Source organism: Hyphomonas sp. KY3, assembly GCF_017309975.1.
Lineage (GTDB): Bacteria > Pseudomonadota > Alphaproteobacteria > Caulobacterales > Hyphomonadaceae > Hyphomonas.
In genome coordinates this window covers 2,163,066-2,183,020 of the sequence record NZ_CP022271.1, presented here as the reverse complement: position 1 = coordinate 2,183,020, position 19,955 = coordinate 2,163,066, and the positions used below count along the sequence as shown (strand labels likewise).

Genomic DNA, 19,955 nt, shown 5'->3' with positions numbered 1-19,955 from the left:
AGGGCCTTATTCGTTTTGAATGGTCGTCGCGTTACCTCTCGCGGAAGCGCGGTATAACAGCCCGCGTCTGACCGGAGTTTACCGCTTCTGCTGCGGCGAGCTGCTCTAGCAAGGACTGAACGTTCTTGTCGTCGGCAAGGCGGTTCAACATGATCGCGGCTTCGGCACCTTCAGCCGACACGCCGAACAGGCTTTCAAGGGCTTCAAGCCCTGTCGGACGATGAGGGTAATAGACGAGGCGCGGTGTGACGTCAGCTTCGATGTCAGCGAGCTCTTTGGCTTTTTCGATGGCGTCGATGAACGTGCCCAACTCATCAACCAGGCCCACTTCAAGCGCATCTTCGCCGCTCCAAATTCGACCACGGGCAACTTCGTGCACTTCATCATACGTCATGCCACGACCGTCGGCGACGATGCCGAGGAACCGATCATAGCCGCGTTTCAGCATGTCCTTGACGGCGGCTTCCTGAGTTTCGGTGAACGTGTCAGCTCCGTAGGCATCCGCAAACTCACCTCCGACACTCACGCGGTCAAAGGTGATTCCAAGTTTGTTCAGTCCGCCCTCGATTGCGAACTTGCCACCATAAATGCCGATCGAGCCGGTGATGGTTGCACGATTGGCAATGATGTAGTCGGCCCCTGCGGACACATAGTATCCGCCGGAAGCAGCAAGCGAGCCCATTGATACGATCACAGGCTTCCCATCAGCCTGAACCCGCTCAATGGCATTCCAGATCTGGTCCGCTGCGACGGGGGATCCCCCTGGGCTGTCGACACGGAAGACGATGGCTTTGATCTTTTCATTCTTGCCAGCGTCGAGGATGGCTCGAGCGATATTGTCCGAAGCAAAACCGGGCGGGGAGGAGAAGGGCGAATTGCCATCTCCGCCGCCTGTGACAACAGCGCCTTCACCACCAACGATGGCGATTTGTGGTGCCCGCAAGCTCGGGGCGGGTGCTGCATAATAGGCAAGGTCGACGAGTTCAGCATCATCGCCTGCTCTTTCCAGGGCGGCTTCGGAGGCTTGTTCCGGATAGCCTGTCTTATCCAGCAGCTTCAGTTCGATGGCTTTCTCCGCTGGGATTGGTCCGCTCTCAAGAGCCGTTCGGACATTGGCAGCATTCAGTGCGCGGTCTGCTGCGATGTCGCCCAAGGCGACGGTCCAGACCGACTCAGCCAGAGTGGCCAGCGCAAGCTTGTGCGGCTCGGTATACTCGGTCTTGTTGTAGGAGTTCGGGGCGTTCTTGTATTCGTAGAACGGATAGATTTCAGGTGTCACGCCGATCTTGTCGAACAGCCCCTTGAAGAACTCCGTTTCGAACGTCAGCCCAGGGACGACCAGGTCGGAACCCGGTTGCATCCAGATTTCATCGGCTGCGGAGATCGACCAATAGGCCGACGGACCGCTGACGCCCAGGGTGCCCTGTGAGTGGGCGATGACGAACTTGCCCTGATCGCGGAAACTCTGGATCGCCTGGCGCAACTCTTCGGCGCGTGCGCTGCCAGTCCCGATGAATGCACCTCGGATGAACAGACCTTTTACATGGTCATCGGTTTCGGCCGCTTTCAACTTGGTTAGCAGATCGATGAAACCGGGCGTACCGGACAAGGCAGCAAAACCGCCTGTTGGCGCCTGGTCGGAAATTTCCGAGTTCAGGTCGAGGGACAGGACAACTGCGTCCGGGCGCTCAGGTTTTGAGCTTGATGCCCCAACAATGAGCAACATAAGAAAAGAAAACATCAGGAAGATGAAAATGAACATGGCGGCAAGAGCGCCTGCCATGGAAAGGAAAAAGGTCTTCATGTATGAACGGTCTCCATGCACACGGTCTGGGAGTCGTGTCTTTCTGTAAAACGATATTGCCGATTATCGATAAAAAGTAAAGGCGAGCATTTCAGCACCTGTGAAATTATCGCCGATCATCGCGTTCCCTGCACAAATCCGCTGCTAAGGATGAGATCGGGTGTTGCCAGCAACGGCAAGAGTGGCTATCTCGGCGCCTTCATTGGGGTGTCGCCAAGTGGTAAGGCACCGGTTTTTGGTATCGGCATTCCCAGGTTCGAATCCTGGCACCCCAGCCATCGTCTTCCAGATCGCCGACCATGCGGGAAGACAACGCGAGACAAATTTGATCGTTACTGTATCACGCCGGTTGCCAATAGGCGCGCGCCCGATATTTTCCTTACTGAATCGTAAAGCATCTTATTGATCCCCGAATTCAGGGTTGTTAGCCTTGAGGATCAAAAGTAAGGGCGTTGCGTACCCGGCGTCTGAGTGGCAAAGGGTATAAACAGAGAGCGGCCCACGCTCCAAAGCTCAGGGGAGAGGTCGGGCGTCTCTACGCCTTTCGGCTTCCACTAGACTACCAGGCCAATTGTGTGTGTGGCCATGGCATTGAAACCGGGACGTCCTCATGAGCAGGGCGCCTGACTGTCGATTTTTACGCGCAATACCTGCGCGACCGTTTGGAGAGTGAGAGGCAAACCTCATGAAGAAACTTCTGTCACCAGCTCGCGGCGTTCTCGCCGCTGCGCTGATTGCGGGCTTGGCCATGCCGGCCCAGGCCCAATTGCGCGAAGCGCTCAATACCGGCGAGCAGGCCACCCGGCGCGCCGAGCAAGTTCAGGATCAGATCAACCAGCTGGACGATGAGCGTACGGATATGGTGCGTGAATACCGCTCCCTGCTTCAGCGCCGTGACGCAGCTGACCTGTACGCCAAGCAACAGGCGCTCGTTGTGAAAAGCCAGGAAGAAGAGATCGAATCTCTGACCGAACAACTTGGTTCGATCGACGACATCACCGCCCAAACGGTTCCGATGCTCCTCGAAATGATCGAAAACCTGAAGGCATTCGTCGCGGCTGACCTCCCATTCAAGCAGGAAGAACGCACGACGCGCCTTGAGGGCCTCGACGCCGTCATGGAAACGCCGAACGTCACGCCAGCTGAACAGTATCGCCTGATCATGGATGCCTATCAGGCGGAAATGGAATACGGCCGCACGATCAGCACCTGGCAGGAAGAGATCACGCTGGACGGTAACCCGACCACGGTGGACATGTTCCTGTATGGGCGCGTTGCGCTCGTTTATGCTGCGCCAAACGGCGACGCTGCTCGGTACAACCGCACGACCGGTGAGTGGGAAGAGATCAAGGGCGGTTATGCTGCCGATATCGACAAGGCGATCCGCGTTGCACAGGCAAAAGCCCAGCAAGACGTTCTTTTCGCCCCGGTTCAGAAGTTCTCCGTCGAGTAGTCGGCAGGCACCAGAGAATTAAGAGGTAATATAATGTTGAAGTTCAATTCCTCGCTGAAGGCTCTCGGTGCAGCTACGCTGCTCGGCCTCGGCTCAATCGCGGTGTCCGCTCCGGCCTCCGCTCAATCACTCCAGGATGTTCTTGCCAAAGTCCGTCAGGACTCCAGCCAGATGTCTGCTGAAGACCAGCAGCGCCTGCGGGAATTCCAGGCTGATACTGCAGCTCAATCCCAGAAGATGGCGGACGCCCGTGGCGCTCTTGCGGCTGCAGAATCTCGCGGCCGCGCTCTGAGCGCTCAGTTTGATGCCAACGAGGCAACGCTTGCTGACCTCGAAGCTCAGGTTTCTGAGCAGGCAGGTGACTTCCAGGAACTGCTTGGTCAGTTCCGGTCCGCAGCTGGCGAAACCATGCCGGAGATTGCGAACTCCTTCGCCAACTTCGATTATCAGGGCCGCGTTGAGGGCATCGCTGAAATCGCTGAGGCTCGTACGCTTCCGAACCGCGCGCAACTTGAGCGTCTTCCGGAAGCCATGATCCAGGAAATGGTTGCTCAGTCCGAAGTGAAGTCGTTCACCGCAATGGTTGATGGCATTGGCCCGGACGCGTCGAACGCAGAAGCTGAAGTGATGCGCGTTGGCGTTTTCACCGCGGCAACTGTCGACGGCACAAAGTTTGTTGAAGTGAAGAAAAAGGACAATGGAGATACGTTCCTCCAGGCGTTCAAAAAGCAGCCTTCCGGTGCTTTTGCATCTTCGATGAACAGCCTTGTCAAAGCGGGCCCGGACCAAATCGTTCGTGCGCCGGTTGACCCATCCAAGGGTAACTTGTTCGGCATTCTGGGCGACCTGCCAGAATTCGGCGATCGCCTGAAGCAGGGTGGCCCTGTTGGTGCTGTTATCATGGCGCTTCTGGCTGTTGGCCTGCTGCTCGGTCTCTACAAGATGTTCACGCTCTTCACGATGGGCGGAGCCATGCGCAAGACGGCGAAAACCCGTCAGGCTGGCGACGGCAACCCACTGGCTCGCGTGTTCGAAGCTTATGAGCAAAACAAGCAGAACGACATCGAGACGCTGGAACTCAAACTGGACGAACAGATCCTGCGCGAGAGCCCACGCATCGAGCGTTTCAACGACATCATCAAAGTGCTTGCTGCTGTTGCACCTCTGCTCGGTCTTCTCGGTACCGTTATCGGTATGATCATCACCTTTACGTCGATCACAATCTACGGTGCCGGCGATCCGAAGCTGATGGCTGGTGGTATCTCCGTTGCCCTTATGACGACCGTGTTCGGTCTCGTGGCGGCTATCCCGCTTCTTCTGGTCCACGCAGTTGTGTCCGCAATGGCACGCGGCAACCAGCAGATGCTTGACGAGCAGGCTGCTGGTCTGGTCGCCGAGAAAGCGGAATCCACGCGCGGGGCGATGGCGTAAGCCATCCCCCTCGTTCACCCGAGGAGTAACCCGATATGGGTTTTGCAGATTTACAGGCTTTCCTCGATCGTGGCGGTCCAGTGTTGCTGGTCATTATGCTTGCAACATTCTTCATGTGGGGCCTGATTTTGGAACGCGTGTTCTATTTCAGGTTCGCACATAAGCAGGTAGCCGCCGATGCGATTGCGGAGTGGCGTTCGCGCTCCGACCGGAAATCCACACTCGCGCACTGGGTAAAAGACAAGCTGGTATCCGAAGTCCGTATGAAAGCGGAACAGAATGTCCAGCTGACCAAGGCAATGGTGGCGCTTGCGCCACTGCTCGGCCTGCTGGGCACCGTGACCGGAATGGTTGCAGTGTTTGACATCATGGCGATCACCAGCGGTGCAGACGCAAAGGCCATGTCGGCCGGTGTGTCTCGTGCAACGATCCCCACGATGGCAGGTATGGTCGCCTCGCTCTCAGGCATTCTATTCACGTCCGGTATGGACCGCCGCGTTAACCGCTCGGTCCAGCAGGTCGAAGATGCGATGGAGATTAGCTGATGCGAGGACGTACACACAGAGCACCGGAAGAGGCGAATGTTGACCTCACGCCCATGTTGGACGTGGTCTTCATCCTGCTTATCTTCTTCATCGTGACCTCGACTTTTGCCCAGGAAGAGACGATCGGCCTTGAGCCTCCGCCTCCGCCTACGCCAGAGACGCAGGACCAGCCGCAAGTTCCGGCTATCCTGATTTATATCGACGAGTCGAACCTGATCACGGTCAATGGCCGCGTCACTGACATCGGATCTGTTCGTGCCAATATTGAGCGCGTGCGGGCCGAGAACCCGGAAAGCCAGGTTGTGATCCAGGCTCATCCGAAGTCGAGAAACGGGGTAATCGTCCTTATCCGGGACGCCGCCTATAACGCTGGCTACACGACAGGGGTGAACCTTGTCCTGTCGCAGACAGAGTAGAGGAGCACCGCATGGCACGCAGAAAACGTCAATCGATGGCCGGCGGTGGAGGGGCTGAGGATGATGTAAACCTCACTCCAATGCTGGATGTGGTCTTCATCCTGCTGATCTTCTTCATTGTTACGGCTCAGTTCATCAAGGAACCCGGCGTCGATATCGTCCGGCCCGAAGTGGACAACAAGGCAATCGCCAAGCCGCTTGCGATCTTGGTTGCGATCAATGCTGAAAGTCAGATCTACATCGACAAGAAGGAAGTCTCGCCAGATGAGGTGTCCTTTACGCTGAAACAGATGCGTGAAGACAATCCTCGTGGTAAGATTGTCATTCAAGCCGATGTAGCTTCAGAAGCTGAAGTGCTCGTCGATCTGATGGAGACCATCAACAAGCTTGATGGTTCGACCGTGATCGACGTGTCGGCGTCGAGAGAATAGGAGACATTCACATGCTAAATAATCCTTTTCTTCGCCTCTTGATTGCACTCGGTATCGCTATTCCGATCGTGTACGCACTCTTCATGATGATGAGTTATCTCATCAGCGTGAAAGAGGTGAAACTTGATCAGAGCGAACAGCGGGTCCTGTCGGCGATTACGCCACAACAGCAGGATGCCGATGTCCGGGTGCGTCAGCGCTCGAAGCCGAAGCGGATCGATTCCGCCCAGAAGCCGCCTCCACCGCCGAAAGTTTCGGCAACCAAGTCTCAGATCAATCTGCCAACGCCCCGTATTGAGGGTGCTGCGCCGACGGATCTGAACCTTGGCCGGATGAACTCTCTGGCAATCGACCCGGTCGCAATTTCTGACCGGGATGCCCAGCCAATCCGTCCGCCAGCCCCGTCTTATCCGCAACGTGCGGCAGAGCGTGGCACGGAAGGCAGCTGTGATGTTCGCTTCGATGTGGATACACGCGGTCGTCCGTACAACATCTCTGCCACTTGCACAGATAGTGTTTTCAAGCGGGAAGCAGAACGGGCTGTCAGCAAGGTTGAATTTGCTCCGAAGATCATTCGCGGTAAAGCGGCCGAGCGTCGCAATGTGGTATATCCATTGGAGTTCAAACTGGCCGACTAAGGCCTGTTCGACGACGAAATTTGAAAAGGGCGCTCCAGGGAGCGCCCTTTTTTGATTCCGGATTGTGTCTCCAAAAAGCTTTTGCTTGCCGCTAGGGAATAGTAATGATATAAAGTAACAAAAATGGAGGAAGTGAAATGTCAGCCAGTTTGAATTCGAGCACGGGAACCGCGCTATCCTTCGGCGAAGAATGGCGCTCACGGTTTCCAATCCAATCCGACCCCGGTCGGTTTCTCATGGCCTCCATTCCTGCCGCTGCTGTCACAATTGGCTTGTTCGCAATCATGAACCATTTGATCCATGTGGACGAAGTGAGACTGGCAACGCCATCGGAGCGCATTTGGGACAAGATCGTATTCGACGCGGACCCGATGGAAGATCCGGTGAGACCAGATCGTCTCGTATTCGAGCCTATTGAGGTCAAAACACCTCCCCCTCCACCGAGAGTGACAATGTCACCTTCAGGCGTGGGTATGCCGCCCATCGTGAATGTTGGCGGCGTGCCGACGCGCACACCCATCGGGTCCCTTGGTCCCATCATTACAACAGCAAGCCCCGTTGGAGACCGAACCCCTGTGCCCGTCCGGCCTCCATTGCCAGCGTATCCGAGCGCGATGGCCAAACGAAACGTGGAAGGTGATTGCGTCGTTCGCTTCAATCTGACGGCTCGAGGTCTGCCCTTTGATGTTACCGCTGAATGCACGCCCTCAGGTTTCGAATCGGAGGCCCGTCGGTCCGTCTCCAGGGCAGAGTTCCTCCCACAAATTATTGACGGACAAGCACAGGAATCGCGCGGTCTGACCTACCCGCTCGAATTCCGCCTTAATGAGGAGTGATAATCATTAAAACCCTGTAGTACATCGTTGACGCACCGTGTCGCTTGCACCCATATTCGGCACGAAACGTAACAGATTTACACTCGGACGACGCGCGAGCATAAAAAGCCTTATAAAGCGCGCGGAAGTCCTTGATCCGACCGGTCAATTCCGGTTGAAAGAGCTGAACCCCGCGGTCCCTGCGGACAGGAGAGGAATTATGGGATTTAAAGCTACCCTGAAAGGTGCCGTTCTTGCCGGCATGATGGCAGCATTTGGTGCCGGCGCCGCTATGGCGCAGGCGGCTTGTGAAGAGACTCAGTTTTCATCTAAGACCGGGGAAACCTATCTGAAGGCCGAACAGGCCGCGATGACGAACAAGGACTTCAATGCCGCGGCACAGGCTCTCGGCCAGCTGAAGGCGATGGAGCTCAATTGCTACGAGGAAGGCGCAGTTCTCAAACTGTCCGCCTATATCAACATCGAACGCGGAGATCGTCAGGGCGCCATTCGCGACCTGATGTCGGCGCTCGACAAGGGCTACATCCCGGCGAAAGACGCCGCGCAAACCTATTACAATATTGCCCAAATCTACCTGCAGGATGAGAACGTCGAGAAGTCGCTCGAATACATGCAGAAGTGGCAACAGGCTGGCGGCAAGCCAGACCGTCAGCAGAAGTGGCAGCTTGCTGTCCTCTACCAGCGCGTCGATGATTTCCGCACGGCCATCAAATGGACCGAAGAAGTCAAGCGTGATGACGGCAATAACTACAAGCAGGAAGTCTATGACCTGCTGATCTATCTCTACAACGCGGTAGACGACAAAGCGAAGCTCGCGGCGGTTCTGGAAGAAGTTCTGGTTCGCAACCCGACAGAACGGAAGTATTGGGACGCGATTGCCGGCAACTATTTTGCGGCCGATGAAGAGCGTAAAGCCTTTGAAGTGCAGAAGGCCATGTATCTGGCGGGCCTGCTGACAAAGGAAGACGAGATCATGCGGGTTGTGAACTTTTACAACCGCTTCAACGCGCCTTACCACGCCGCTCAAATTCTTGAAAAAGAAATGAATGCGGGCCGAGTGACGAAGTCTCTCAAAAACCTCGAATTGCTTGCGAACCTTTATCAGGTTGCTCGTGAGCACGAAAAGGCGATCCCGGTCATCCGCCAGGCAGCAGATGCTGGTGGTGGCGGTGCCATGCTCGAACGTCTCGGCCGGTCTTATGCTGACCTCCAGAAATGGGAAGAGACCGAAGACGCGCTCCAGCAAGCACTCAAAATGGGTGGCCTCAAGGATCGTGCGACGGCCTATGTCATGATTGGCCAGTCCCGCTATGAGCGGGAGGATCGGTCCGGTGCACGTGAAGCGTTCCGCCAGGCAGGTAACCGCGCAGGTCGGAGCTGGCTGCAGTTCATGGACTCGGAAGAAGCCACCGCTGATGCGCTGGTCTGTTTTGAAGTCCAGTCGGCTTATCTCAATGTCGAGAACGAAGCGAAGATTTGTAAGCGTCTCGCGGTTCTGGGTGAAGAGAATGTCCCGGAAAACTGCAAGACGGTGCCCGAGCGCCTTACGGCAGCTCAGGAGAAGTTCAACAACACACCGGAATGCCGCGCACAGCGTTCTTAGTAGTAGTTAGTTCGAACCCAACGAAGAACCCCAGCCATCGCGCTGGGGTTTTTTGATTCAGGAATACGCGCTCAGTACGTCATCTACGGCGCGCTCAAGATCCTTGAGGGTTGCGACATGGCTCATGGTCGAGCAATAGGGCCTGTAGCGCGGGATTTCACTATCCCCTGTGCCCCACGCAGCCAGCGGCTCTGGATTTAGCCAGATGGTGCGCTTGGCGCGCGAGGCGAAGCCTCGGAACAGATCTGTTCGTGGATCGTCATAGTTCGACCGGCCGTCGCCAAGAACGATGATGGTTGTTCGCCGATCGACCAGCGCTTCGTGATCTTTCTTCAAATCAGACCAGGCCTGGCCATAGTCAGTCGACCCCATGCCGGCCACACGGATGATAATATCCATCGCGTGCTCAAAGGGATTGTCTTCCAGAATATCGTCCACCTCGACCAGCTTGTTAGAAAAGGCAAAGGCATGCATGTCCGGAACGACGTCCTTCATGGACCATAACAACAACAGCAAAAAGCGAACATAGCGGGCCACGGAACCGGAAACGTCGCAAATCACGACGATCTTGGGCCGCTCCCGCTTCTTCTGGCGCCACACAACGTTGAATGGCACGCCATCAACGCCAGCATTTGCGCGCATGGTGCGGCGTATGTCGAGCTGGCCACGATTTTTCTTTCTCCGCCGGCGTGAGTGTTTCACAGCAAGCCGCTTGGCGATCCGTGCGACAAGCACTTTCATTCTCGCCATGTCGCTCAACTCAATAGCCGACAGCTTCTTGTTTTCCGCAAATTCATTGCGGAACTGTTCAGTCTCGCCCTTGCCGAAAATATCATAGCTTCGTTGGACCCGCTCGCGCGCCCGCTTGGTCAGTTCGCGTCGCATCTCGATCAGGCGTTCAGCTTCAGCTTCGCCTTCCTCGCTGCGCTCATCGAACGCCTGCATCATGCGTTCCTGCAGTTTCTCTCCCCCCATCTGCTTGAGCATTTGTTGGGCGTAGTAGGCGATCTGCGTTGAAAATCGGATATCGTCCGCATCGACTGCCTCGGCGGCGCGCTCAAGTGCAGCGGCGATCGCGACCTCATCTCCGGAATCCATCAACTCGACAGGGTCAGGCTGGCCTGAGGGTGAGTCCCGTGATGCATCGCCGTCGGAGTCAGACTTGTCCGCACTCGAAAGATTTCGCTTGGCAAAAAAGGAATCGAACAACTCGTCAAACGTAATGGCCTCATCCGGAGATTTGGCCAGCGTGCACCGGAGGGAATCCTTCAGGAGGGTGCGGTCAGCATAGCCCGCGACGGATACAGCGCGTGCCGCGTCCAATGCCTCACCGGTTGATACCCGCACATTTGATGCGCGCAGGGCCCGAATGAAGCTGGTGATCTGACGGTCCATATCAGTTCCGGATCAGCGTGTGATCTGTCCCGCATAGGCAGGTTTGCCATTGGTCGCTTCACGGACAAGTTTTGGTACATCTCCGGACACGGCGGCAATGTCGCTCTCATGCTTGAGCAATACATTCAGCGTGTCCTTGACGAAGCGCTCATCGAGGGCATTTGCGTGGAGCAACAGCAATGTTTTCGCCCAATCGACGGTCTCGGCAATCGAAGGCTGCTTCTTTATGTCCAGGTCTCGCACCGACTGAACGAAGCTGACCATCTGGTTGAGTAAGTCTTCCGAGATGCCTTCCACGCGCGCTTGCACAATGCGCTGCTCGCGCTTGTGGTCCGGGAAGCCGATATGAAGGTGCAGGCAGCGCCGCTTCAAGGCGTCTCCCAATTCGCGTACATTATTCGAAGTCAGAATAACTATCGGCGGAACATTGGCCTTGATCGTGCCGATCTCCGGTACGGTTACCTGGTAGTCTGACAGGACTTCGAGCAAAAAGGCTTCAAATTCCTCATCAGACTTGTCGATCTCGTCGACCAGGAGAACGCTGCCTGCGGACTGGCGCATGGCGGTCAGCAGGGGGCGAGCCTCGAGAAACTGTTCCGAAAAGAAAAGGTCTTCAAAGGAACCGAGTTTGGCCAGCGAGGATTCGAGCGATTTCTCATCGCCGACGACCTCGTTCAGCTTTTCCTTGAGCAACTGAGTGTAGAGGAGCTGCTTGCCATACTTCCACTCATACAGCGCTTTGCCTTCATCAAGGCCCTCATAGCATTGCAGGCGCAGCAGTGGCACGTCCAGCCAACGCGAAAGCGAGGCAGCGAGATCGGTCTTGCCGACGCCTGCAGGCCCTTCAATCAAGATCGGTTTGCGCAGACCAAGTGCAAGGAAAACAGCAGTCGAGATCTGCTGAGTCGAAATGTAGCCGACGGATTCGAGGCCAGACGTGATCGCTTCAATCGACGTCATGGGCTCATAGCCGGTGGAGATTGTATTTGTCATCCCTGAAAGGGGTAGGGGCGCTGGCTGAAACTGGCAAGGTGTATCGCTGGGGTAGGCACTCGGTCGTCTACGTAGTGTGCCGGATTATTTCAGCGGTCAGTATTGCGATAGATTGCGCCCTAGACACAGGAGGTTGGATGGTGAGCGACGTACAAAAACTGCAGGTTCGCGAAGCCGTGGGCGTGTTTGAATCCGAGGATGCCCTGCAAGCGGCCATCGACGACCTTCTGTCCCACGGGTTCAATCGAGCCGAGATATCGCTGCTCGCAGCAACAGATAGTGTGGAAAAGAAGCTTGGACACGCTTATCGGAGGGTCGCTGAAATCGAGGACGATTTTTCCGCGCCCCGGATCGCCTATGTGGCAGAGGAGGATGTTGGCAACGCAGAGGGCGCGGTGATTGGCGGCCTCATCTACATTGGTGCGGTTGCAGGCCTCATTCCGGTTGTGGCGTCCGGTGGTGCTATGGCTGCTGCGCTCGCGGCATTGGTTCTCGGCGGCGGAAGCGGCGCCGCTATTGGCGCTGTGTTGGCAAAGCTGATTGGTAAAGAGCATGGCGAATATGTTGCCGATCAGATCAAGCACGGTGGCCTGACCCTCTGGGTTCGAACATGGAATGCGGGGGATGAGCGTCGCGCAGTGCAAATACTAAAGGCTCATTCGGGCAAGGATGTTCATCTGCACGGCCTTCCAGACCATGGCTATGCTCCAAAGGCGCCGGTGCTTACCGTTCGGGCGAGTGATCAACAAGATGAGACGATTGTCGACGACGGTAGCGGCGTTTTCTATGTATCAGGCAAGATATTCCCAGATCGTGCCGCCGCAGAATCGTACCTGGCGCGGCAGCTATATCTTGAGAAACTGTACCAATCCAGTCGATCGCTTGACATCGACCTCGACGCGGCAATGCTCGATCCCGCGTCTGTATTCCATTCGGTCGGTGACCTCATGCGGATACCCTGTTCGGACGAGATCAAGCTCGAACTGCTGCATCGCTGGGCCTATGATGCAAGGATGCTTGAAGTGGCCGATGATGAAGGCATGACAGGCCCCTCCAGGGCAGATCTCATGCAGGAAATAGAACGTGCCATTTTGAACTTGAAACCTGCTTGATTTCCGTTTGGGGAAGGTCGGCAAGGTGATCCTATAAGCGGACCTAATCCGCATACTTATGGGGTAGGAAATGAGCATCACCGCGCTGGACAAGGACAAGATCAAGCAGAAGTACCGCGCCGAGCGTGACAAGCGGATCAGGCCCGAGGGAAACGCCCAGTACAAGCGACTGGCCGAATTCGAAGACCTGTCCGATGATCCCCATATGCCCGTGATCGAGCGGGCGCCTGTAACAGATCATGTGAAGTTTGCCTTTATTGGTGGTGGGTTTGCCGGCCTCGTTGTCGGCGCTCGGCTCAAACGGGCCGGTATTGATGATGTTCGAACTGTTGAAAAGGGCGGCGACTTTGGCGGCACCTGGTATTGGAACCGCTATCCGGGTGCGCAATGTGATACAGCGTCGATGATCTATATGCCCCTGCTCGAAGAGACAGGGCATATGCCCACCGAGAAATACGCCCATGCCCCGGAAATCCGAGACCACTGCAAACGCATCGCGTCGCAGTTCGATCTCTACGACAAGGCGCTATTCCATACCGAAGTAACGGCGCTGGAATGGAGTGATGCCGCGAGTCACTGGCTGGTGCGCACCTCTCGCGGCGATGCATTCACGGCAAAATATGTGGGTATGGGGACCGGGCCGCTGCACGTCGCGAAACTGCCCGGCATCCCCGGTATTGAATCGTTCGGCGGAAAGGCGTTTCACACCAGTCGGTGGGACTACGACTATACCGGCGGCGATCCGTCCGGTGCTCATATGGACAAGCTTGCCGACAAGCGGGTCGCACTGATCGGGACAGGCGCCACATCGATCCAGTGCGTACCGCACCTGGCCAAGTCAGCGAAACAATTGCTGGTGTTCCAGCGTACACCATCCTCCGTGGACGTTCGGAACAATGCGCCTATTGACCCGGACTGGTTCAAGGAAGTCGCGGGGCCCGGCTGGCAACAGCGCTGGTACGACAATTTCGTCGAAAACCAGTCGCAGGGCTTGCCGGAGACAGATCTCGTAATGGACGGCTGGACCGAATTATCGCGCCGCATCCGCGAGAAAGTCATAGCGCTTCCCCCGAGTGAGTGGACGCCCCAAAACATGATGGTTGCCTTCGAAGATGCCGACTTTGAAAAGATGGAGGAAATCCGTAGCCGCGTGGATTCTATCGTCGAAGATTCCGAAACCGCAGGCAAGCTGAAAGCGTGGTACCGTCAACTCTGCAAACGTCCGTGCTTTCACGACTCCTATTTGCAAGCATTCAACGAGCCGGGCACGCAACTCGTCGACACAGACGGTCAGGGAGTTGAGCGGATAACCGAGACGAGTTTGGTCGCCAATGGTTTGGAGTATGAAGTCGATTGCATCATCTATGCGTCGGGCTTCGAGGTGGGGTCGACCTATACATCGCGCGCTGGCTTTGATCTTGTCGGTCGGGACGGGCAGACACTTTCGGACTGTTGGCGTGACGGTATGCGCACGCTACATGGCAATCAGGTTCACGGGTTTCCAAACGCCTTCATTGTCCAGCCAAGTCAGGCAGCGAACCTGATCTCCAATGTGCCGCATAACATCGTGGACCATGCAAACACCATCTCCGCGATTGTGTCGCACACGGAGAAAAATGGATTTTCTGAAGTCGAGCCGACCGACACGGCTCAGGATGCCTGGGTGGACCTTGTGCTGAGTGGTTCTGGCATGATGATCGGATCCCCCGACTGTACGCCCGGTTACTACAATAATGAAGGCAAGGGTCTGACGGAGCTGAACAAGTATGCGGTTGGGCATCCGGGCGGCCCGCGCGCTTATTTTGCGCATATTTCCGCTTGGCGACAGAGTGGTGAGTTTGAAGGTGTGGAGTTTCGCTGACGCTTGCGAATGTCGTGAGGGGTTCGACACTATAAGGGGGAAGCGCTAGGGGATTGCCCATGCCTGTCGCCCGGATTCTCTTTCCATTGCCGTTGCCCGAACCATTCGATTATGCGGTTCCGGACGGGCTCGACGTTCAGGAAGGCTCTTATGTCGCGGCGCCGCTCGGCAAGTATGAACGGCTGGGCGTTGTACTGGAGTTATTGCCAGACAGTGCAGGCGAAGGTCGGAAACTGAAAGACGTGGGTGGAGTCTATCCAACGCCACCCATGACGGCTGCCATGCGGGAATTCGTCCAATGGGCTGCGCGTTACACAGTTTCTCATCCGGGACATGTATTGGGTATGGCGCTGCGCTCGCGGGGGGGGCTTGAGCCGTCACCTACGGAGACGGTCTATCACCTGACCGGTGAGTCACCCCCACGTGTCACCGAAGCCCGCACCAAACTGATCGAGGCAGCCGAGCAGCTGGGCGCTCAGACTGCCTCGACGCTTGCCGAGGCAGCAGGCGTGTCGTCTAGCGTCGTGAAGGGACTGGCTGAAGCGGGCGTGTTGCGGGCTCGATCCATGCAGACAGATCTTCCGTTTGATGTGCCATCACCTAACTTGCCAGGCGCTACGCTGACAGACGAACAGTCTGAGGCTGCTGAAGCGTTGAAGCAGGCCGTCAGCGCGCGCGGCTTTTCGACCTTCCTGATTGATGGTGTCACCGGCTCGGGAAAAACCGAAGTCTATTTCGAGGCCATCGCAGAGTCTTTGCGAACGGACCCGGAGGCGCAGATACTGGTTCTATTGCCGGAAATTGCTCTGACGCAGGCCATTTTGTCTCGGTTCGAAGTGCGGTTTGGCGCCAAGCCGGCGCCTTGGCATTCCGGCTTGTCCGACAAGCAACGCCGTCGGACGTGGCGGGAAGTGGCGCATGGTCGTGCCCGCATTGTAATCGGGGCGCGATCCGCCCTGTTCCTGCCATTCCATAAGCTGAAACTCATCATCATCGATGAAGAGCATGATGGCAGCTACAAACAGGAAGACGGGGTCACCTATCATGCGCGTGATATGGCGGTGATGCGCGCGAAGCTCGAAGGGGCAATTGTCGTGCTTGCCTCTGCGACGCCCGCGCTTGAGACAGTGGTGAACGCCGAGACAGGCCGGTATCACCGCCTGCAACTGTCCGCGCGTCCGGGTGCTTCACGATTGCCGGATGTTGATCTGGTTGACTTGCGCCGCGCGCCGCCAGAGCGAAATCACTGGCTGTCGCCTCACCTGATACATGCCATGCAGGAAACGCTGGCGGTGGGCGAACAAACTCTCTTGTTTCTCAACCGCCGGGGTTACGCCCCCCTGGTGCTCTGCAAGAGTTGCGGTGAACGTTTAAAGACACCCGGTACAGAGAACTGGCTGACCGAGCACCGTTATACGGGGCGTCTGGTGTGTCATGTGACCGGCTATTCCATTCCCAAGCCAAAGGTCTGCCCCCATTGCAGGGCCGCTGACTCGCTGATGGGGGTCGGGCCGGGCGTTGAGCGCGTGGCCGAAGAGGTCAGAACCCTGCTGCCGGACGCACGCATCGAAATCTTTTCTTCCGATACTGCACAGGGTGGCGAAGCGACGCGCGGCATCGTGGAACGAATGGAGCAGGGTGAAATTGATGTCCTGATCGGCACGCAGATCGTGGCCAAGGGACACAATTTCCCAAATCTTACCCTGGTTGGTGTTGTAGATGCTGACAGCGGCATGAAGGGCGGAGACTTGCGCGCTGGTGAGCGGACCTACCAATTGCTCAGCCAGGTTGCGGGCAGGGCAGGGCGGGCCGAGCGCCCCGGGCGCGCACTGGTTCAGACTTATGCGCCCGACAATCCTGCCATGATGGCGCTGGCCGACAATAACCGTGACGGATTTTTGCAGATCGAGCGGGAAGTTCGCGCGGAACTTGGCCTCCCGCCATTTGGACGACTCGCCGCAATGATTCTGTCTGCGCCGTCTGCGCAGCAAGTGGATGAAATCGCGCTGCAAATCATACAGCAAGCGCCCAATGGTGAGGGCGTTGAGGTTTTCGGGCCAGCGCCCGCTCCAATCGCCGTGCTCAGGGGCCGTCACCGTCGGCGCTTTCTCGTGAAATCGCCCAAGAACATTGACCTTTCAGCCTATATGGCAGCATGGATCGCTCGGTTGAGGCTGCCAAATGCGGTGAGGATGTCAGTCGACATTGATCCTTACTCTTTCCTGTAAGCCCATGGTTTTGCAGTGAATGCCATTTCGCCGCATACATTGCGTCTTTGGCTCTGTTGTCAGGCTGAAAGACTGATGCTAAGCGGCGCACAGTTTGTATGGGCGCGTGCCGAAGGGTGCGGTGCCTTGCTTTGTATTTTCGGTCGATTTGGCCGACTCAACCACGGACGACAGAACCTTGGCTGCATCTAAAGTGACACAAGCGAGCGAAGCTGCCCGGCGCTATGCCAGCGCTCTGTTCGACCTTGCTCAGGACAAGGGTGAGCTCGCCAGTGTCCACAAGGATTTTCAGGCTTTTGCAAAGCTCCCGGGAGAGGCTAAAGACCTCGCCACACTGATGGCGTCTCCGGCCTTTTCTGCAGATGAAAAAGTTTCTGGCCTGTCGGCAATCATGAAAAAGGCCGGCTTCTCCGGACTTCTCGTGAATTTCGTGGGCGTAATGGCACGCAATGGCCGTTCTCAGGATATTCTGGGTGCCCAAATCGCCTTTGACGAATTGTATGCGAAACAGCGCGGCGTGAAGCGCGCCGTTGTTCGAACCGCAAAGGAAATGTCTGGTGCTGAGCGCCAGCGTATCGAATCTATCCTCGCCAAGGCCGTTGGCGGCGAGGTCGAATTGTCCAGTGAGGTTGATCCCTCGCTGATCGGCGGCATTCAGCTGCGCATCGGCTCTCAGCTCGTTGACGCAAGCCTTGCTGCCAAACTTGATCGCATGAACACCGCCATGAAGGGAGCATGAGTAGCTCGATGGACATCTCACCAGCAGAAATTTCGGGCATCCTGAAATCGCAGATCGAAAACTTCGGCGTTGAAGCTGAAGTTTCCGATGTCGGTCAGGTTCTGTCAGTTGGCGACGGTATCGCCCGCATCTACGGTCTCGACAGCGTACAGGCTGGCGAAATGGTTGAATTCGACGGCGGCATCAAAGGCATGGCGCTGAACCTTGAAAGCGACAATGTCGGCGTCGTGATTTTCGGCGACGACCGCTCGATCAAGGAAGGCGACACCGTCAAACGTCTCGACGAGATCGTGGCCGCGCCGGTAGGCAAAGGCCTGCTCGGTCGCGTCGTGAACCCGCTGGGTGAGCCGATCGACGGCAAGGGCCCGCTGACCGACGTTGCTGAGCGCGCACGTGTTGACGTAAAGGCCCCGGGCATCATCCCGCGCAAATCCGTTCACGAGCCCATGATGACGGGTATCAAGGCTATTGACGCCATGATCCCGGTTGGCCGCGGTCAGCGCGAACTCGTCATTGGTGATCGCCAGACCGGCAAGACCGCCGTGTGTATCGACACCATCCTGAACCAGAAGCCGACCAATGACGCCGCCAAGAGCGAAAGCGAAAAGCTGTTCTGTGTGTATGTCGCTATCGGTCAGAAGCGTTCTACCGTGGCCCAGGTCGTCAAGACACTCGAAGAGCGCGGCGCCCTCGACTACACGATCGTCGTCTCCGCAACGGCTTCCGAGCCGGCTCCGCTCCAGTACCTTGCACCCTTCACCGGCTGCGCCATGGGTGAGTGGTTCCGCGACAACGGCATGCATGCCCTGATCATTTATGATGACCTGTCCAAGCAGGCTGTGGCGTATCGCCAGATGTCCCTGCTGTTGCGTCGTCCTCCAGGTCGCGAAGCTTATCCGGGCGACGTGTTCTACCTTCACAGCCGCCTGCTTGAGCGCGCCGCCAAAATGGGCGATGCGGCTGGCAACGGCTCCCTGACGGCCCTGCCAATCATTGAAACCCAGGCCAACGACGTGTCGGCCTACATCCCGACGAACGTGATCTCGATCACCGATGGCCAGATCTTCCTTGAAACGGACCTGTTCTACCAAGGTATCCGCCCAGCCGTGAACGTCGGCCTGTCGGTGTCCCGTGTGGGGTCGGCTGCTCAGACCAAGGCGATGAAGAAGGTCGCCGGTTCAATGAAGGGTGAACTCGCTCAGTATCGCGAAATGGCTGCCTTTGCGAAATTCGGCTCTGACCTCGACGCCGCAACTCAGCGCCTGCTGAACCGTGGTGCGCGTCTGACCGAGCTCCTGAAGCAGCCACAATACTCGCCGTTGCTGATGGAAGAACAGGTCTTCGTGATCTATGCCGGTACACGCGGCTATCTCGACAAGGTCGAGCTGAAAGACGTCACCCGGTACGAGAAAGAGCTGCTTGCTCACATTCGCGGTGCCAAGACGGATCTCTTGTCGAAAATTCGTGAGGAGAAAGCCCTCACGGACGACATCGAAGCCGGCATCAAAAAGACGCTCGACGACTTCACGGCGAAATTCGCCTGATATCGCCCGCAGATTGAGAACGAAGAACCAGAAGGCCTGACATGCCCAGCTTGAAGGACCTCAAGAACCGGATCAGCAGCGTGAAATCCACGCGGAAGATCACGAAGGCCATGCAGATGGTCGCGGCAGCGAAGCTGAAGCGGGCGCAAGACGCCGCGACAGCTGCGCGGCCCTATGCCGAACGCATGGCCTCGGTTCTGGCCAACCTCTCAGCTTCGGCTGGCGCGGGCGGACCAAAACTCCTGACCGGAACCGGTGAGGACAAGACTCACCTGATCGTCGTTCTGACGGCGGAACGTGGCCTTGCCGGCGGCTTCAACACCTATGTTGTAAAACTTGCCAAGCAAAAAATTGGTGAGCTGCGCGCCGAGGGTAAAACCGTGAAAATTCTCACGGTTGGCAAGAAGGGCCGCGAACAGCTGTCCCGCGAATATGGCGACCTCATCGTCAACCATATTGATTTGTCCGGCGTTAAGGGCGGGGACTTCTCGGAATCCGCCATTAGCCTCGGAAAGTTGCTGACCCATGAATTCGAAGCAGGTGAGTTCGACGTCGCCACGTTGGTCTATTCCCAATTCGTAAACGTGCTCAGCCAGCTTCCGACGGCTCAACAATTGATCCCGGCGTCTGCGCCAGAGGATACGGAAACGGTCAATCTCGGCAATGCACTCTATATCTATGAGCCATCCGAAGAAGCCATTCTCGAGACACTGTTGCCGCGCTACATCAACACGCAGATCCTGTCTGCGATACTGGAAAGCGCTGCCGGCGAACAAGCCAGCCGCATGACGGCGATGGACAATGCTACCAACAATGCCGGCGAGATGATCGACTCGCTGTCGATGGAATATAACCGCGCCCGCCAAGCCCAGATCACGAAGGAGTTGATTGAGATCATCTCCGGAGCTGAGGCACTCTAAATGGCC

The 19,955-nt window shown here is 56.8% G+C and carries 17 protein-coding genes and 1 tRNA gene; 15 read left to right on the top strand and 3 right to left on the bottom strand.

What is annotated here, in order from left to right; genetic code table 11:
- Nucleotides 1-31: 31 nt before the first annotated feature.
- Complete coding sequence (gene sppA / locus CFA77_RS10735) at nucleotides 32-1,804, bottom strand: signal peptide peptidase SppA (RefSeq protein WP_206990682.1); 1,773 nt, start codon at nucleotides 1,802-1,804, stop codon at nucleotides 32-34.
- Between the two features lie 203 nt (nucleotides 1,805-2,007).
- Between sppA and CFA77_RS10730 the strand changes: the two genes are divergently transcribed.
- The 9 genes from CFA77_RS10730 to CFA77_RS10690 all read left to right on the top strand — a co-directional run bounded on the left by CFA77_RS10730 (nucleotide 2,008) and on the right by CFA77_RS10690 (nucleotide 9,157).
- Nucleotides 2,008-2,082: transfer RNA gene (locus CFA77_RS10730), tRNA-Gln, on the top strand.
- Between the two features lie 407 nt (nucleotides 2,083-2,489).
- The gene (locus CFA77_RS10725; protein ID WP_034815659.1) at nucleotides 2,490-3,257 is read left to right on the top strand and encodes a DUF3450 domain-containing protein; all 768 of its coding nucleotides are present in this window, start codon (nucleotides 2,490-2,492) and stop codon (nucleotides 3,255-3,257) included.
- A gap of 33 nt (nucleotides 3,258-3,290) precedes the next feature.
- On the top strand, nucleotides 3,291-4,688 hold the full coding sequence (locus tag CFA77_RS10720; RefSeq protein ID WP_034815657.1) for a MotA/TolQ/ExbB proton channel family protein: 1,398 nt from the start codon (nucleotides 3,291-3,293) through the stop codon (nucleotides 4,686-4,688).
- 35 nt (nucleotides 4,689-4,723) lie between these two features.
- Nucleotides 4,724-5,233: a MotA/TolQ/ExbB proton channel family protein gene (locus CFA77_RS10715; RefSeq protein WP_027838575.1), complete on the top strand. Its 510-nt coding sequence runs from the start codon at nucleotides 4,724-4,726 to the stop codon at nucleotides 5,231-5,233.
- The gene (locus CFA77_RS10710) at nucleotides 5,233-5,649 is read left to right on the top strand and encodes a biopolymer transporter ExbD (RefSeq protein ID WP_206990681.1); all 417 of its coding nucleotides are present in this window, start codon (nucleotides 5,233-5,235) and stop codon (nucleotides 5,647-5,649) included. The genes CFA77_RS10715 and CFA77_RS10710 overlap by 1 nt, the downstream gene beginning before the upstream one ends.
- 11 nt (nucleotides 5,650-5,660) lie before the next feature.
- The gene (locus CFA77_RS10705) at nucleotides 5,661-6,080 is read left to right on the top strand and encodes a biopolymer transporter ExbD (protein WP_034815652.1); all 420 of its coding nucleotides are present in this window, start codon (nucleotides 5,661-5,663) and stop codon (nucleotides 6,078-6,080) included.
- An 11-nt stretch (nucleotides 6,081-6,091) separates the two neighbouring features.
- Nucleotides 6,092-6,718 (top strand): energy transducer TonB, encoded by a 627-nt coding sequence (locus CFA77_RS10700; protein ID WP_034815649.1) that lies wholly within the window; start codon nucleotides 6,092-6,094, stop codon nucleotides 6,716-6,718.
- Between the two features lie 137 nt (nucleotides 6,719-6,855).
- Nucleotides 6,856-7,554: a TonB family protein gene (locus CFA77_RS10695; protein WP_206990680.1), complete on the top strand. Its 699-nt coding sequence runs from the start codon at nucleotides 6,856-6,858 to the stop codon at nucleotides 7,552-7,554.
- Nucleotides 7,555-7,753: 199 nt separating this feature from the next.
- On the top strand, nucleotides 7,754-9,157 hold the full coding sequence (locus CFA77_RS10690) for a tetratricopeptide repeat protein (RefSeq protein ID WP_206990679.1): 1,404 nt from the start codon (nucleotides 7,754-7,756) through the stop codon (nucleotides 9,155-9,157).
- A gap of 57 nt (nucleotides 9,158-9,214) precedes the next feature.
- On the opposite strand, the gene CFA77_RS10685 is transcribed toward CFA77_RS10690, so the two are convergent.
- Both CFA77_RS10685 and CFA77_RS10680 read right to left on the bottom strand, forming a co-directional pair.
- Entirely contained in the window at nucleotides 9,215-10,552 is a 1,338-nt protein-coding gene (locus CFA77_RS10685) for a VWA domain-containing protein (RefSeq protein ID WP_206990678.1), read from the bottom strand.
- Nucleotides 10,553-10,564: 12 nt separating this feature from the next.
- Nucleotides 10,565-11,545, bottom strand: coding sequence for a MoxR family ATPase (locus CFA77_RS10680; protein ID WP_206990677.1), 981 nt, complete (start codon nucleotides 11,543-11,545; stop codon nucleotides 10,565-10,567).
- Between the two features lie 137 nt (nucleotides 11,546-11,682).
- On the opposite strand from CFA77_RS10680, the gene CFA77_RS10675 reads away from it, so the two are divergent.
- The 6 genes from CFA77_RS10675 (at nucleotide 11,683) to CFA77_RS10650 (ending at nucleotide 19,949) form a co-directional block, all read left to right on the top strand.
- A complete protein-coding gene (locus tag CFA77_RS10675; protein ID WP_206990676.1) occupies nucleotides 11,683-12,657 on the top strand; it encodes a hypothetical protein in 975 nt (324 codons plus the stop codon).
- Between the two features lie 70 nt (nucleotides 12,658-12,727).
- On the top strand, nucleotides 12,728-14,518 hold the full coding sequence (locus CFA77_RS10670) for an NAD(P)/FAD-dependent oxidoreductase (RefSeq protein WP_206990675.1): 1,791 nt from the start codon (nucleotides 12,728-12,730) through the stop codon (nucleotides 14,516-14,518).
- Between the two features lie 59 nt (nucleotides 14,519-14,577).
- A complete protein-coding gene (locus tag CFA77_RS10665) occupies nucleotides 14,578-16,746 on the top strand; it encodes a primosomal protein N' (protein WP_206990674.1) in 2,169 nt (722 codons plus the stop codon).
- A 178-nt stretch (nucleotides 16,747-16,924) separates the two neighbouring features.
- Nucleotides 16,925-17,485, top strand: coding sequence for an ATP synthase F1 subunit delta (gene atpH, locus CFA77_RS10660; protein ID WP_034815795.1), 561 nt, complete (start codon nucleotides 16,925-16,927; stop codon nucleotides 17,483-17,485).
- A gap of 8 nt (nucleotides 17,486-17,493) precedes the next feature.
- Nucleotides 17,494-19,029: a F0F1 ATP synthase subunit alpha gene (gene atpA / locus CFA77_RS10655; RefSeq protein ID WP_206993225.1), complete on the top strand. Its 1,536-nt coding sequence runs from the start codon at nucleotides 17,494-17,496 to the stop codon at nucleotides 19,027-19,029.
- Between the two features lie 41 nt (nucleotides 19,030-19,070).
- Nucleotides 19,071-19,949 carry a F0F1 ATP synthase subunit gamma gene (locus CFA77_RS10650; protein WP_206990673.1) on the top strand — a complete coding sequence of 293 codons (879 nt, stop codon included), beginning with the start codon at nucleotides 19,071-19,073 and terminating at the stop codon, nucleotides 19,947-19,949.
- Nucleotides 19,950-19,955 lie beyond the last annotated feature (6 nt).

Coding starts and splice junctions, on each gene's coding strand:
- sppA (WP_206990682.1), bottom strand. CDS start 1,804: ATGAAGACCTTTTTCCTTTCCATGGCAGGCGCTCTTGCCGCCATGTTC.
- CFA77_RS10725 (WP_034815659.1), top strand. CDS start 2,490: ATGAAGAAACTTCTGTCACCAGCTCGCGGCGTTCTCGCCGCTGCGCTG.
- CFA77_RS10720 (WP_034815657.1), top strand. CDS start 3,291: ATGTTGAAGTTCAATTCCTCGCTGAAGGCTCTCGGTGCAGCTACGCTG.
- CFA77_RS10715 (WP_027838575.1), top strand. CDS start 4,724: ATGGGTTTTGCAGATTTACAGGCTTTCCTCGATCGTGGCGGTCCAGTG.
- CFA77_RS10710 (WP_206990681.1), top strand. CDS start 5,233: ATGCGAGGACGTACACACAGAGCACCGGAAGAGGCGAATGTTGACCTC.
- CFA77_RS10705 (WP_034815652.1), top strand. CDS start 5,661: ATGGCACGCAGAAAACGTCAATCGATGGCCGGCGGTGGAGGGGCTGAG.
- CFA77_RS10700 (WP_034815649.1), top strand. CDS start 6,092: ATGCTAAATAATCCTTTTCTTCGCCTCTTGATTGCACTCGGTATCGCT.
- CFA77_RS10695 (WP_206990680.1), top strand. CDS start 6,856: ATGTCAGCCAGTTTGAATTCGAGCACGGGAACCGCGCTATCCTTCGGC.
- CFA77_RS10690 (WP_206990679.1), top strand. CDS start 7,754: ATGGGATTTAAAGCTACCCTGAAAGGTGCCGTTCTTGCCGGCATGATG.
- CFA77_RS10685 (WP_206990678.1), bottom strand. CDS start 10,552: ATGGACCGTCAGATCACCAGCTTCATTCGGGCCCTGCGCGCATCAAAT.
- CFA77_RS10680 (WP_206990677.1), bottom strand. CDS start 11,545: ATGACAAATACAATCTCCACCGGCTATGAGCCCATGACGTCGATTGAA.
- CFA77_RS10675 (WP_206990676.1), top strand. CDS start 11,683: ATGGTGAGCGACGTACAAAAACTGCAGGTTCGCGAAGCCGTGGGCGTG.
- CFA77_RS10670 (WP_206990675.1), top strand. CDS start 12,728: ATGAGCATCACCGCGCTGGACAAGGACAAGATCAAGCAGAAGTACCGC.
- CFA77_RS10665 (WP_206990674.1), top strand. CDS start 14,578: ATGCCTGTCGCCCGGATTCTCTTTCCATTGCCGTTGCCCGAACCATTC.
- atpA (WP_206993225.1), top strand. CDS start 17,494: ATGGACATCTCACCAGCAGAAATTTCGGGCATCCTGAAATCGCAGATC.
- CFA77_RS10650 (WP_206990673.1), top strand. CDS start 19,071: ATGCCCAGCTTGAAGGACCTCAAGAACCGGATCAGCAGCGTGAAATCC.